We start from the raw sequence: 13770 nt of genomic DNA, 5'->3' as shown, positions 1-13770 counted from the left end.
TTAGGGCGTGTCGGCACAGGCCCCATACGCCGCTAATGAATACATCAAAATTTTTTGAGCAATATCGCTCGGGTTAAAGAAAAATGGGAGCAAGTGAGATGACGCAATCGGCGAGTGCAGCGCGCGCTAACTTCTCGTGGCGCAATATTGACATCATTATTGCAGCTGTTATCGGCGTGGCCGTTGGCCTGATTTTTGTTATCTGGAACATCATCGGCGGTGCGGGCTATGAAGCAGTCAACGCGCTTACTCCTGGCCTTGGCGGTGTGGTCGCTGGTATGTGGTTCCTCGGTGGGCCGCTCGGCGCGTACATCATTCGCAAGCCGGGTGCCGCTATCTTCGTCGAGGTAATCGCAGCGACAGTTTCAGCACTAATCGGTAACCAGTGGGGTATTACCACCCTGTACTCAGGTTTGGCGCAGGGGCTCGGCGCGGAGCTGGTGTTCCTCATTCTGGCGTATAAGAGCTATAACCTGGCCACCGTGGTTATCTCCGGTCTCATGGCAGGTGTCGGCGCGTGGACCTATGAGCTTTTCACCGGCAACCTGGCCAAGACTTTCGAATTCAACGTCATCTACCTGATCTCCACGGCGCTGTCTGGTGCCGTCCTCGCCGGTCTGCTGGCTTACTTCCTGGCTAAGGCACTGGCGGCAACTGGAGCGCTGGATCGTTTTGCCATCGGGCGAGAGCGGCACGGCGACGTCTAGGAAAATCGATGACAGATGAGGCGTTGACGCGGGGGCCGTCGTCAAGCGGAAATGTCCCTGCGGTGAGCGCGCGGGGGTTCGGATATCGGCACGCGGGGCGCAAAGCTGCGGTACTGAACGACATCACGCTGGACGTCGAGCGTGGTGAAAAGGTGCTGTTGCTCGGCCCATCGGGGGTGGGGAAGTCGACGCTGCTTGCCGCTATTGCTGGCGTGCTTGGCGACGACTCCGATGGCGAAGCCACCGGAGAGCTCCTGATTGAAGGTTGTACTCCCGCTTCCGCACGGGGCGCGGTGGGCTTAGTGCTGCAAGACCCTGACTCGCAGACGATTAGTGCCCGCGTTGGCGACGATGTTGCCTTTGGTGCGGAAAACCTTGGCGTTGCCCCGGCTGAGATCGGCAACCGAGTACGCGCCAGCCTGGATGTGGTGGGACTGGATTTGCCGTTGGACCATCCCACGCACCGGCTTTCCGGGGGACAGAAACAGCGTCTCGCATTGGCGGGTGTGCTGGCGATGGGTGCACGGGTCATTTGCTTGGACGAGCCGACGGCCAACATCGATCCGGCCGGTGTGCCGGTACTACGCGATGCGGCGATTACCGCGGCGGAGAGAACCGGTGCGGCGCTGATCGTGGTCGAGCATCGAGTGGATGCGTGGGTCGATGTGGTCGACCGCATCATCGTGCTGGGCCGCGAAGGTGTGATTGCCGATGGTGCGCCTCATCGTGTCTTGGAAGACCACGGGCAGGCTCTGACGGATGCTGGGGTGTGGATTCCGGGAGCTCCGCCCGCGCTGCCGGACGCGCGTTCAGTTGCCTGCGACCAGGACGGGCACTCTAGCGGTGACATCGCGATTGAAACCCGCGAGTTGGACATCGGCTATGGCGCGAAGAAGTCCTGGTTCAGCGGTGGCGAAGCTGTTGAACCGATTGCTCGCGGTGTATCAATTTCAATCCCATCTCGAGCTTCCACCTGCATTGTTGGTCACAATGGCAGCGGCAAGTCCACGCTAGCGCTGACGCTCGGCGGTCTGCTTGAGCCAATGGCGGGCACGGTCCAAGTGGCAGGCAGCGGTAGCGCGCCGTGGAAATGGCCGTCGAAGAGGTTGGCTACTCGGATTGGCACGGTGTTCCAGGACCCCGAGCATCAATTCGTCACCGGCACAGTGCTGGAAGAGTTGCAGCTTGGCCCCAAACTTGTCGGTGTCAACGCTGATCAGCGCATCGAGGAATTACTTGAGCGGCTGCGGCTAACCGCCCTGACCAAGGCGAATCCATTCTCGCTTTCCGGCGGTGAGAAGCGACGTCTGTCGGTGGCGACCATGCTGGCGACAGCGCCGGATATTGTGCTTCTCGACGAACCGACCTTCGGCCAAGACCGCCGGACATTCACCGAGCTGCTCACTTTGCTTCGCCAACTTGCAGACGACGGCCGAACTGTTATTTCGATTACCCACGATCCGTTGGTGGTCCAAGCGATGGGGGACTACGTCGTCGACATGGATGCGTTTCATCCGGAGCGGTCAGGCCGTGCGGCGCCGGGACAGCGTGGTTCGGGGGAGCAGGCCGGTCCGAGCAGCAATAGCGGTTCGCACGGCCAGGGCGAAGCAGGAGGGAAATCGTGACTGAAGTCGGTTCTGCGGGTACGGCTGAAGGTACGCAGAGCGCCGAGCAGAGCAAGCAGCCTTTCCTCGCGACGGTCAACCCGGTGGCGAGAGTACTGGGCCTATTCTTGCTCACCACACCGCTGCTGATTTCCATCGACTGGGTCTCTGCAGTGGTCGCGCTTGTCTGCACGCTTTTCTTGGTGCCACTGTCGGGTTTGGGTTTTCGTCGTTTTCTAGGACGCAGCCTGCCGCTTCTCATCGCCGCGCCCATCTCGGGCATCTCGATGGCGCTCTACGGCAACCCGGAGGGCAAAGAGTATTTCTCCTTTCTGCTTGCGCATGTGACGGATAATTCCATTTCCCTGGCCATCGCGATCATGTTGCGTGTGCTGGCTATCGGTACTCCAGTTATCGTGCTGACAGCCAATATCGATCCCACCGATCTGGGCAATGGGCTGGCGCAGATTCTCAAGCTGCCCAGCCGGTTTGTGCTGGCAACGGTGGCGAGTCTGCGGCTCGTCGGTCTGTTCATCAGTGATTGGCAGGCGCTGACTCGAGCCCGTCGAGCACGCGGTTTGGGTGACCATGGCGCAATCCGCCGCACTATTTCCCAGGTGTTCGCTCTGCTGGTGTTTGCGCTGCGCCGCGGCACTAAACTGGCTACGGCCATGGAAGCCCGCGGCTTTGGCGCACCGATTAAGCGTACGTGGTGGCACTCCTCGACATTGGCCGCGCGTGACTATGTCACCATGGCCGCCTGCCTTGCCATCGCCGTCGCAGCAATCGGTATTTCCGTGTGGGCCGGGGAGTTCCGCTTCTTGGGCGTGGCGTAGTAAAGGCGTTTCAATCACGATGATTCTGCTTATCGACGGCCGTTCCGGCAGTGGCAAAACCACCTTTTCGGCAAAGTTGCACAGTATCCTCGGTTGGCCAGTGATTCACTTGGAAGATGTTTATCCGGGCTGGTCCGGCCTGCAGAAAGCATCGGCCGCAGTCGCGGAGACCATTTTGAATCCCGCGCTACCGGCCGATGAGCGCGGGTATCGCCGTTGGGACTGGTACGCCAGTGAATTCGCCGAGTGGGTACCCACGCCACCGGACTGCTCTCTCATCGTCGAAGGCTGCGGCGCTGTCACTGAAGCTAATCTTGCCGCTGCCCGTGCCATCGGTGACGGCAACGCATGGGGAGTCTGGGTAGAGCTGGACACGCAGACTCGCTTTGCCCGCGCCATGGCTCGCGACGACCACTTCGAGGAACACTGGGACATGTGGGCCGAGCAGGAATCTCAGCACATGGCCAAGCACAATCCGCAACAGCTCGTCGACTGGACTATCAACGTCCCAGAACAGTTAATGTGGAAACTCTGATGAGAAAAACGCTCGCGTGCCTCGGTGCAGGCTTTGGTTCTATGCTCCTCGTCGGCGGACTACGTGTCGCCGCTAGTTCGGAGCTACGCCCACCACGCCTGCCCAATCGCAGACCTCCGCGGTGGGTTCTTCCCGCAGTCGGTGCCACGTGGACGCTGGCCAGCTACCGCGCCTATTACGCCCGCGCATCGCATCGCTTGACGACGCCCCTGCTCGCCGGCCTCGCAGTACCAGGAGCCGCAGCGATAGTTTTCGAGGCCGTTCGCCTTCGATGTGCTGCCAAAAAGCCAACTGTGCCGCCACGCACCGTGATTGTGCTGGGATGCGCATTGAAGAACAATCGGCCCTCGGTCTTGCTGGCCAAAAGATTGCAGCGAGCAGTGGCAGCGTGTGATGAGCGCACCGAGCGAATTATCTGCTCCGGTGGGCGCGGCAGTGAAGCGGTGACAGATGCCACCAGCTCCGAAGCGGACGCCATGGTGGAGTGGTTGGAGGCGAACGCTGGGGACGTCGTAAAGCGTGGTGACATCGAGTTGATCGCCGAGAACCAATCGACGAATACGTCGGAAAACATTGACTATGCGTGCGAGTTGATGCGTGGCGCAGACGGTGCGTTGAGCGCTGGAACGGTTGTTGTGACCAGTGATTTTCACGTGCCACGGGTAGCGAAGCTCGTGCGCGAACGGGGGCTGGAATCCTGGTGTGTCGTCGGAGCCTATACGCCGTTAAGGTACTGGGCGACATCGCTGCTGCGGGAATTCTTAGCGCAGTTTATTCTGTGGGCGCCGAGCGGAAACGCGAGAATTTTACGAATTTCGCGGGTGCAACAAAGTGTTAGCCACTAGTATCAAACGAAGATAATTACGTCGTGCGGTGATAGAGCTGCGTAGAAATGCGTAGAGCGCGATATCGACCACGACATCGGAATCATTAAATCGGGAGGAACACCCACATGGCTTTGACCCCAGGATTCGACCTGTTCCAGCTGCCAGAGGAGCACCAGGAGCTCCGCGCCGTTATCCGTGATCTGGCGGAGAAGCAGATTGCTCCGTACGCAGCGGACGTCGATGAGAACGAGCGTTTCCCGGAAGAGGCTCTGAAGGCTCTCAACGAGGCTGGCTTCAACGCCGTCCACGTTCCGGAGCAGTTCGGTGGTCAGGGTGCGGACTCGGTTGCGGCCTGCATCGTTATTGAGGAAGTTGCTCGCGTCTGTGGCTCGGCTTCTCTTATCCCGGCTGTGAACAAGCTGGGCACCATGGGCCTGATCCTCAAGGGCTCCGACGAGCTGAAGAGCAAGGTCCTGCCGGACATCGCCAACGGTGAAATGGCTTCCTACGCACTGACTGAGCGTGAGGCTGGTTCGGATGCCGGTTCCATGAAGACCCGCGCTGTCCGTGAGGGCGATGAGTGGGTCCTCAACGGCTCCAAGTGCTTCATCACTAACGGTGGCCGCTCCACTTGGTACACCGTCATGGCTGTCACCGACCCGGAGAAGGGTGCCAACGGCATTTCCGCATTCATGGTCCACAAGGACGACGAGGGCTTCCGCGTCGGTGGCCTGGAGCACAAGCTGGGCATCAAGGGTTCCCCGACTGCGGAGCTGTACTTCGAAAACTGCCGTATCCCGGCTGACCGCATCATCGGCGAAGAGGGCACCGGTTTCAAGACCGCCTTGGAGACCCTGGACCACACCCGCCCGACTATTGGTGCACAGGCACTGGGCATCGCGCAGGGTGCTTACGACTACGCCGTCGGTTACGTGCAGGAGCGCCAGCAGTTCGGCAAGCCGATTGCAGCTTTCCAGAACACCCAGTTCATGCTGGCTGACATGCGTATGAAGATTGACGCTGCTCGTCTCATGGTCTACACCGCAGCCGCTAACGCTGAGCGTGGCACTGCTGAGGGCGGCGCTCGCCTGGGTCTGATGGCCGCAAACGCCAAGACCTTCGCCTCCGACGTTGCTATGCAGGTCACCACTGATGCCGTGCAGCTGCTCGGCGGTTACGGCTTCACCCGTGACTTCCCGGTTGAGCGCATGATGCGTGACGCCAAGATCACCCAGATCTACGAGGGCACCAACCAGATCTGCCGCATGGTCGCAGGCCGCCAGATCCTCGCAGACGCACAAAAGCGCTAACTACCAGCACAAACACCAAACCCCCGCTGAAACGGCGGGGGCTGTTTCATGCCGCCACATCACCCAGATTTTGTCTATTAACCCCAATTCGAGTTACTGACTGCGTTTATGGCTGGCGGCGGGCCAATATGAGTTACTGACTGCGTTTATGACAAAAATAGGCTGAAAAATGGCCTGAAAGTGCCATAAACTCGCACAGTTTCACATTTGCAGCCCGTAATTTTGTCTCTTCGTCCCAGGTTTTTCGGCCGTCCCGCGCGAGCCCTGCACTACACCATCCACCAGCTCGCCAGCAGTCGCACGCATCAGCCTTGCTGATCGCACCTTCATTTCGCCAACCAAGCACAGGAAGCTACAACGATTGTCTCTGCTCCTTGGTCAAGAGTGGGTTGGAGGTCAGGGGCGAAAGCTGGGTTGTGGTTGCCAACGGCGCTGCGCTCATCCGCGAAGCCGCCGAGCCCCTAAGCGCTGCCTACGTCGTCACAAAGAACTTCTGGTTTCGCTCGCCGCGGTAGGACTGGGCGGTTGCAGTTGCGGCGATGATAGAGGCAACAATCAGCAGGCCAGCTGTAATCAAACCGAGCGCCGAGGAGTCTCCGGCGCGCACCTGGGAAATCGTTCCGACCAGCGTCATTGATGCATTAATGACAAAAACTGCCGCTGCCACGGACAGCACCGTGCGCGCTGCCGTCGATCCTTCAAGGAGTTTGCCAGCAAGCCACCAGCACGCAATCGCCGTTGCCGTCTGTGCGATAATCGCAAACGCGAAGCTCACGGCCAAGCTGGTCTGAGCGGCGGAAACCTCGATGTTGTTGGCCTTTGCCGCTTCCGTAACAGTCGCATCCCATTGCAATATGGAACTGACCACGGTGAGGATTAGCGCTGGGATGTAAACATATACCGCCAGCCGCCACCACCTAAAGGACTGCGCCGCATGGTAAGGAACGTCTTTAGCCGAATTGACTGCCATAACTCCACACTCTAAACCACGCAGTCGCGGCGCGAAACGTCACTGCTGGGTTGCACTTATCGCTTGCCGACGAGCAGATAATCGGCAACTGTCCAAAAAGCTAACTTTTATACAGCGCTGGTGCGGTGCGGGTCGGTGAAGTCGACACCTTGGGTTTCCCACACGCGACGCAATTCGTCAACGCCCTTAGCGCGAGCAAGGGCAAATTCGTTGGTTGTGGCCGGGACTGGCTGGAAGATCGTGACTTCGTTTTCCTCTACCACGACCGGCGGGATTTCTGCCTTGAGCAGCACAAAACCTGTGAAGCGCGATTGATCCCACAGTGGCTGGCCAAAGTCGATAAGTGCACCCTCGGTGAGGATGAGGCCTTCGATGCTTGGGGAAGCGGCAAGAATACCCAGCGGGCGGATGACTTCGTCCAGACCACCACGAATAGGCAAGATGAGCTCGGCACGCGGGCCAGCGTTGGTGTCCACCACCATTGCGGACGGATCTTGCATCGCCTCGGCACTGCAACCGAGTGTTGCGTAGGTGACAATCCGGTCTGCGTCAGGTCCGAAGCGCAGCATCTTCAGCGGAGCAGAGCCGAGGAAGGTCAGCTGGGCTTCGCCGGGGTTGGACTCTTCAAAATAGGAGGTAAATGCTGCTCGGACGGCTTTGATGATCGCATTGCTATCAGGGCCGGCGGGAGGGATGGGGCCGGTTAAGTTATCGAACACGAACGGTACTCCTTTGTTGAGGTGGTAGTTCTAGGCTGCAGGCGAAAGCTCAACAGCATCAGCCCACGTCGCTTCGAGGTTCAAAGTCTGCATCCACGCATCAATGTTGTCACCGTGTGCAGCGATTGCGGCGCGTGCAGTCAGCGTGGTCTCGATAGCGAACTCGGTGAGTTCATCGCTAATCAGTCCCTGAGTGTGGGCCGCGACGAGCTCGTCGACATCTTCAACTCGAATCTGCGTGGCCGCATCGACAGGTAGGGGAGCTATGGCCTCAGGGTCGGTCGGTGCCTGCAGGATGTCGAGATACAAATCGGTCATACGCCAGCACTGCGGATCAGTGCGGTCGATGCTGACAATATCGACATAGCGTTGGTGTTCCACCTTCACGCCCGGGCGGAAGTGATAAATGCTGATGCGCAACCCTTCGTCGGCAAGCAGGAATGACTCAAGATATCCAAACTTTGGATGATCCATCCCACGGCGCATATAGAGGCGGCTGGGTGTGAGAGTTCGGAACTCGTCGACTTTGCGCTGAAAGCCCTTGGGGTCGATGTTGACCATTTCACGTAGGTCAAAGGTCTCGACTTTTGGAGGATGTGTGTCCTGACTCGAGTGAATCGGGGAGAGTGCAGGAGCTGCCGCGGTCGAAGCCGAAGTGGCCGGTGAAGTCGCCGGTGAAGTGGACATGCGAATACCTTAACGTGTGGGGGCTGCCTTTTTGGGCATAGAAAAGCCCTTTCTGCATACGTGATGCAAAAAGGGCTAGGGGAGAACTAGAAAAACTTAGTTCAGGCCGACCGGGAAGACACCGGCAGTCGGGGTGTAGTTGCAGTTGGTCGGGCCAGGCTCTTCCTGAGTGGTGATACCGCCCTGCATGACAGCGATGACCACGCCCTTGCCCGTGTCAGCGGTGCCGTTGACAGCGCCCGGGCCCTCCTCGGCGTTGATGCCGTTGTTCTCCAGGGTGGTCTTGCCGTACTTGCCGTTGGCAACGTTGACCCAGTAGACGTTCATCTCGGTGTTCTGTTCCTTAGCCAGCTGCTTGGTGCCCAGGCCAGTGAAGACGAAGCCAAGCTGGTTTTCCGGAACGCCAGGCAGCGGCAGGTCAGCCGGACCCGGAACGGAGGTGGCCATACCGATGGAGCGGCTTTCGCCACCGATGCACTTGTCAGCCACGGTCGGCAGCAAGAACTGGTTGGTCTTCGGGGCGCCTTCCGGAACCTCGAAGCCCGGCTCGCCGTCGCCCTCACCAGTCAGGAAGTCAATTCCCTTGTTCAGTGCGCTGGAAATCTCCTCAGGAACACCTGGGGAGTTAATGATGTCGCGCGCGTTGCCGTAAAGATCCGGCGAAGCGATGTTCAGGGAGTCCAGCGAGGGGGAAGCAGAAGCGGCGGGAGTCATGCCCGCAGTGAGAATTGCAGCTGCACCCAAGGTCGCTGCGGCACGGCGCAGGAAGGAGCGTCCAGTCGAAACCACGGTGAAGTACCTCTCATTCGTGGGCTATTGGAGTCGGAATCAAAATTTCGGAATCGTTGCTCATCTTAGAACGACTCCAACGTGAATTGGAAAGATTTGAAAAAGAAATGTTCAGAATCTTCTCAGGAGATTAACGCACGGATTCCCGCGTGTCGCAAGTCAACTAGAGTGAATAAAGGTGTAGAAAGAGATATTTGTGAAAATTGAGACATACTGCATATGTGTGGGGTTAATGGTGTTTCGCAGCGCGTAAGCGGGCGGAGTCAAGTCTTATCCCGTGGGGTTACAACTATGACATTTGGTCACATCTATCACATGGCGGGCTGAGGGATTACCGTCGTGAAGCGTTGTGGTGTGGGCTGATATGCCGTTATGGCTGTCGGTAAAGCGGGGGTGCAACAAGGGGGTAATTTATACCTAAGGGTGGCGCGGCAGTGCCACTTTGCATGACGGATAGGCGCTCGGGGTTGCGAGAAGCTCTGCCAGATGTGCAGGGCCATTAAGAAGGAGTACACTGTAGAACGCTTTATTACGCGTTGATGCGGGGCGTTAAAGGCAGTCGCAAAAGACAGTCCTTTAGGGCAAGGCCGTATCTTTTTCTTTTAGTCCTATTAGCTTGTTAGGAGCTATCCGCCTGTGAGCGATACCGAGTTCCGTAATGTCGCCATTGTCGCACACGTCGACCATGGCAAGACCACTCTCGTGAACGCCATGCTGGAGCAGTCCGGCGTTTTCGGCGACCACGAAGAAGTTGCAGACCGAGTGATGGACTCTGGTGACCTTGAAAAGGAAAAGGGCATCACCATCTTGGCGAAGAACACCGCTATTCGCCGAAAAGGTGAGGGCAAGAACGGCGAAGATCTCATCATCAACGTCATTGACACCCCCGGTCACGCCGACTTTGGTGGCGAGGTGGAGCGCGCACTGTCCATGGTTGACGGTGTCGTGCTGCTGATTGACTCCTCTGAAGGTCCGCTGCCGCAGACCCGCTTCGTCCTGGGAAAGGCGCTTGCTGCCTGCATGCCGGTAATCATTGTGGTCAACAAGACTGACCGCCCAGATGCACGTATCGACGAGGTTGTTGAGGAAGCCCAGGATCTGCTGCTAGAGCTAGCCTCCACCCTGGAAGACCCGGAAGCTGCTGAGGTCGCTGAGCGCAACCTTGAGCTGCCGGTTCTCTATGCTTCCGGTCGTGCCGGTAAGGCTTCGACGGAGAACCCGGGTAACGGCAACTTGCCGGAGTCTGAGAACTTGCAGCCGCTGTTCGACGTCATCACCGAGGTGCTCCCGGAGCCGTCCGCTGAGATTGATGCCCCGCTGCAGGCGCAGGTTACTAACCTGGACTCCAGCTCCTTCCTTGGTCGAATTGGCCTGATTCGTATTCACAAGGGCCGTATCCGCAAGGGACAGCAGATTTCGTGGATTCACTATGACTCTGATGGCAATGAGCACATCAAGAATGCGAAGGTCGCGGAGCTGTTGCGTACCGTCGGCGTGACCCGTGTTCCTGCTGAAGAGGCCATTGCAGGTGACATCGCTGCTATTTCCGGTATCGACGAGGTCATGATCGGTGACTCTCTCTGTGATGCTGAGCACCCGGATCCGCTGCCGCGCATTCTGGTCGATGAGCCGGCTATCTCCATGACGATCGGTGTGAACACCTCGCCACTGGCAGGCCAGGGTGGTGGCGATAAGCTGACCGCTCGTATGGTCAAGGCCCGCCTGGACCAGGAGCTGATCGGTAACGTCTCGCTGCGCGTGCTGCCGACCGAACGCCCGGATGCCTGGGAGGTGCAGGGCCGTGGTGAAATGGCGCTGTCCGTTCTGGTTGAAACTATGCGTCGTGAGGGCTTTGAGCTGACCGTCGGTAAGCCGCAGGTTGTTACCAAGACCGTCGATGGCAAGGTTCAGGAGCCGTACGAGCACCTGACCATCGATGTTCCAGAAGAGCACCTGGGTGCGGTCACCCAGCTGATGGCGGCTCGTAAGGGACGCATGGAACAGATGGGTAACCAGGGCACCGGTTGGGTGCGCATGGAGTTCCTGGTTCCGTCCCGCGGTCTGATTGGCTTCCGCACCACTTTCATGACGGAGACCAAGGGCACCGGTATCGCCAACCACTACTCGGCAGGTTATGGCGAGTGGGCAGGCGAGATTAAGGACCGCCCGACTGGTTCGCTGGTGGCTGACCGTACCGGCCAGATCACCGCTTACGCGCTGATCCAGCTTTCTGACCGCGGTACTTTCTTCGTCGAGCCGGGTGACCAGGCCTATGAGGGCATGGTTGTTGGCCAGAATCCGCGTGATGAGGACATGGACATCAACATCACCAAGGAAAAGAAGCTGACGAATATGCGCGCAGCCTCGGCTGATGCGACCGTGACCCTGGAGAAGGCTCACAAGCTCTCCCTCGATGAGGCTATGGAGTTCTGTGGCGCTGACGAGTGTGTTGAGGTCACCCCGGAGGGCATTCGCGTACGCAAGCAGATCCTCAGCGCCACCGATCGCGCTCGCGCCCGTTCCCGCGCGAAGGCAATGAATAAGAAGTAATTCGGGTTACTAGGGGGCCAGGCCACCTGGAAAACCGGTCTCGGGGTAACTGACTCGGCCAGGTGTCGAGTAATCTCGTGAATATGTTTATTCGCAGCCGTCGTCACGCAGCTTCTCGTCGATTTTTCGTAGCATCGACACTCTGTGTGACGGCGGCTTTGGCGTCCTCGTGCATGGCTCGCCCGTCCGACGCTCCGACTGTGCCCGGGCAGCAGGACGTGCCGGTACAGCAGGAAGACACCGCTGACCAGGCTAAAAAGATGCGTGAAGTCACGGTCGGTGTCGACGAGTTTGTCGAAGGCTTCAATCCGCATTTGCTTGCCGACGTCTCCCCGGTGACCAGCCTGGTAGCGCGACTGACACTGCCCAGTGTTTTCACCCCCGCGCCAGTTGAGGGCGAGGCTGGTGACGCTACTGTCTCCGCGCAAGCTCCCGGAGTGGTGGATAACGCTGCCAATGCCCGCTCGGCAGGTGCTCCCCAGTGGCTGCTCAACTCCGATTTATTGGATTCCGTGCAGGTCATCAGGAACGATGACAGCAAAGACGGCGACACCAGTAATGGAGCTGGAGGCTGGAAAGCAGCCGATGTTGACATCACGGATCCGACGGTAGCGGCAGAGCATGTCCGCTACCGCATTCGAAAGGGGGCGCAGTGGAGCGATGGCACACCGATTAGCGGCGAGGACTTCCGCTATCTGCATTCCCAAGTCACGTCCACTCCAGGATCGTTGGATACAGCGACCTATGAGCTGATTAAATCCATTGATGTCTCTGACGGGGGCCGTCAGATTGACGTGACGTTCACTGAGCCGATTACGCATTGGCAGCGCCTGTTTGCGCATCTCTTGCCGGCGCATCTGATGCGGTCGAACACTGATGGTTTTTCCGAAGGGCTGGCCAGTCGTTTCCCGGCTTCCGGTGGGCAGTACACCGTCGAGTCGATGGATGTCGGCCGCAACGTTATTCGACTGGTTCGAAATGACCGCTACTGGGGTGAGCAACCAGCGGCCTCGGAGATTATTACGCTGCGCGCCATGCGTAGTGCCATCGATGGTGCGGAGCAACTGCGTTCGAAGCAGATCCAGGCCGTGCAGGTCCGTCCTACGGAGACATCTGAGCTGACGTACGGTCTGATCCCCGGTGTTGCTGAGTTTTTCCATGAGCCAAACCGAGAACTGGTTTTCAGTACCAATCTCGCGTCGAACAGGCTTGCCGACGAGTCCGTCCGCCGGACCATTCTGAGCAGCATCAACGTTGCAGAGGTCTCAGAGGTGGCCACCGGCCGCCGAATTGCGGGTGGTTCTGGTGACGGTGGTGACCAGGAGCAATCCGAGACACCACAGGCCGGTATTACTGAGGACAATCCGCTACGAATTGGCATCATTAGCGACGGTATAGCGGCACGCGCTGCGGCTTTTGCGGTCGCTGACCAGCTGACTGCAGCTGGTATCCCCGCCACCGTTGTTTCGTATTCTCCGGCGGACATGCTGCGGTCTTCGTTGCCCTACGGAACTGTCGATGCCGTGGTGGCATGGGCAGAGCAGCCCAATTCTGTCCAGGCGGCCCGGGAACGCTATGCGTGTACGGAAGGCTCGGTCAGTTCGCTGCCGCCGAAGGACCTGGACGAAGCGGGCGCAGAGTCGGCTGCTGAGTCTGAGTCCGAGTCTGATTCTGATTCTGAGAGCGTCGACAGTTCGACAAAACCTGCGCCAAGTGGAGATCGGGAAAAGAGTGCCGAAGAGCAGGGCTCATTGGACGGGACAACACCGTCTGAGCAGTCCAAATCTTCTACCTCAGCGGAGCCGGCTGACCTAAATGGAGTACCAGTTGCTCCGAAATCGGCTGCTCGGAGCGAGAATCTCTCCGGCCTTTGTGACCCACAGATTGATGAGCTGCTCGCTCCCGACAGTTCTGCGTTGCCCGCTGAACTCGCCGATACCATTGCTGGCCACAGTATCGAGCTGACCTTGGTGAAAGACGGCTTGCTGACGGTGGTCAGCCCGGAAATTACAATTACCGGGAGGAGGGACTCTTCGCAGTGGACCGATGACCCAGTGTTGGGCCGCCTCGGTGTTCTGGGCGAGGTTCGCCGTGTCTCGACACAGAGTGGGGCTCGAGAATCGTCTGAGAATTCTCAGCCGGGAGATAATCCGCGCGAAGATACAGAGCAGGACGGTTCGGGTCAGAACCAAGATGGCCGCGATAACGTCGACCAGGAGAACAAGGGGAAGTAAGA

Annotated in this window: 12 protein-coding genes and 1 pseudogene; 8 read left to right on the top strand and 5 right to left on the bottom strand. The window is 58.8% G+C overall.

The annotated features are described in order from the left end of the window. The first annotated feature begins 98 nt into the window (after positions 1–98). The 6 genes from HMPREF2708_RS07855 to HMPREF2708_RS07830 all read left to right on the top strand — a co-directional run bounded on the left by HMPREF2708_RS07855 (position 99) and on the right by HMPREF2708_RS07830 (position 5819). Positions 99–707 carry an ECF transporter S component gene (locus HMPREF2708_RS07855; RefSeq protein WP_070833779.1) on the top strand — a complete coding sequence of 203 codons (609 nt, stop codon included), beginning with the start codon at positions 99–101 and terminating at the stop codon, positions 705–707. A gap of 8 nt (positions 708–715) precedes the next feature. Next, on the top strand, positions 716–2332 hold the full coding sequence (locus tag HMPREF2708_RS07850) for an ABC transporter ATP-binding protein (RefSeq protein ID WP_070833778.1): 1617 nt from the start codon (positions 716–718) through the stop codon (positions 2330–2332). Continuing rightward, complete coding sequence (locus tag HMPREF2708_RS07845) at positions 2329–3147, top strand: energy-coupling factor transporter transmembrane component T family protein (RefSeq protein ID WP_070833777.1); 819 nt, start codon at positions 2329–2331, stop codon at positions 3145–3147. Before HMPREF2708_RS07850 ends, HMPREF2708_RS07845 begins: the two co-directional genes overlap by 4 nt. A 19-nt stretch (positions 3148–3166) precedes the next feature. Continuing rightward, positions 3167–3682: a nucleoside/nucleotide kinase family protein gene (locus tag HMPREF2708_RS07840; protein ID WP_070833776.1), complete on the top strand. Its 516-nt coding sequence runs from the start codon at positions 3167–3169 to the stop codon at positions 3680–3682. After that, entirely contained in the window at positions 3682–4527 is an 846-nt protein-coding gene (locus HMPREF2708_RS07835; RefSeq protein ID WP_070833775.1) for a YdcF family protein, read from the top strand. The genes HMPREF2708_RS07840 and HMPREF2708_RS07835 overlap by 1 nt, the downstream gene beginning before the upstream one ends. A gap of 107 nt (positions 4528–4634) precedes the next feature. Next, positions 4635–5819: an acyl-CoA dehydrogenase family protein gene (locus tag HMPREF2708_RS07830; RefSeq protein ID WP_016422383.1), complete on the top strand. Its 1185-nt coding sequence runs from the start codon at positions 4635–4637 to the stop codon at positions 5817–5819. Positions 5820–6145: 326 nt separating this feature from the next. On the opposite strand, the pseudogene HMPREF2708_RS11290 reads toward HMPREF2708_RS07830, so the two are convergent. From HMPREF2708_RS11290 to HMPREF2708_RS07810, 5 genes and pseudogenes are all read right to left on the bottom strand, one after another. Further along, positions 6146–6280 (bottom strand): annotated as a pseudogene (locus HMPREF2708_RS11290) (amidohydrolase); the annotation flags it as partial. Between the two features lie 11 nt (positions 6281–6291). After that, complete coding sequence (locus HMPREF2708_RS07825) at positions 6292–6789, bottom strand: hypothetical protein (protein ID WP_070833774.1); 498 nt, start codon at positions 6787–6789, stop codon at positions 6292–6294. A 107-nt stretch (positions 6790–6896) separates the two neighbouring features. Next, on the bottom strand, positions 6897–7508 hold the full coding sequence (locus HMPREF2708_RS07820; RefSeq protein WP_070833773.1) for a suppressor of fused domain protein: 612 nt from the start codon (positions 7506–7508) through the stop codon (positions 6897–6899). Between the two features lie 30 nt (positions 7509–7538). After that, complete coding sequence (locus HMPREF2708_RS07815) at positions 7539–8195, bottom strand: ribonuclease FAU-1 family protein (RefSeq protein ID WP_070833772.1); 657 nt, start codon at positions 8193–8195, stop codon at positions 7539–7541. 96 nt (positions 8196–8291) lie between these two features. Further along, positions 8292–8984, bottom strand: a complete 693-nt coding sequence (locus HMPREF2708_RS07810) for an Rv1157c family protein (protein WP_070833771.1) — start codon at positions 8982–8984, stop codon at positions 8292–8294. Positions 8985–9620: 636 nt separating this feature from the next. Here HMPREF2708_RS07810 and typA point away from each other — a divergent pair. Both typA and HMPREF2708_RS07800 read left to right on the top strand, forming a co-directional pair. Further along, positions 9621–11534, top strand: coding sequence for a translational GTPase TypA (gene typA, locus HMPREF2708_RS07805; RefSeq protein ID WP_070833770.1), 1914 nt, complete (start codon positions 9621–9623; stop codon positions 11532–11534). An 83-nt stretch (positions 11535–11617) separates the two neighbouring features. After that, entirely contained in the window at positions 11618–13768 is a 2151-nt protein-coding gene (locus HMPREF2708_RS07800) for an ABC transporter family substrate-binding protein (RefSeq protein WP_070833769.1), read from the top strand. Positions 13769–13770: the final 2 nt, after the last annotated feature.

The sequence above is a fragment of the Corynebacterium sp. HMSC073H12 genome (assembly GCF_001837775.1).
Taxonomy (GTDB): Bacteria; Actinomycetota; Actinomycetes; order Mycobacteriales; family Mycobacteriaceae; genus Corynebacterium; species Corynebacterium amycolatum.
Note: the sequence above shows the minus strand (reverse complement) of the source record. Positions and strands in the feature narration are given on the sequence as shown.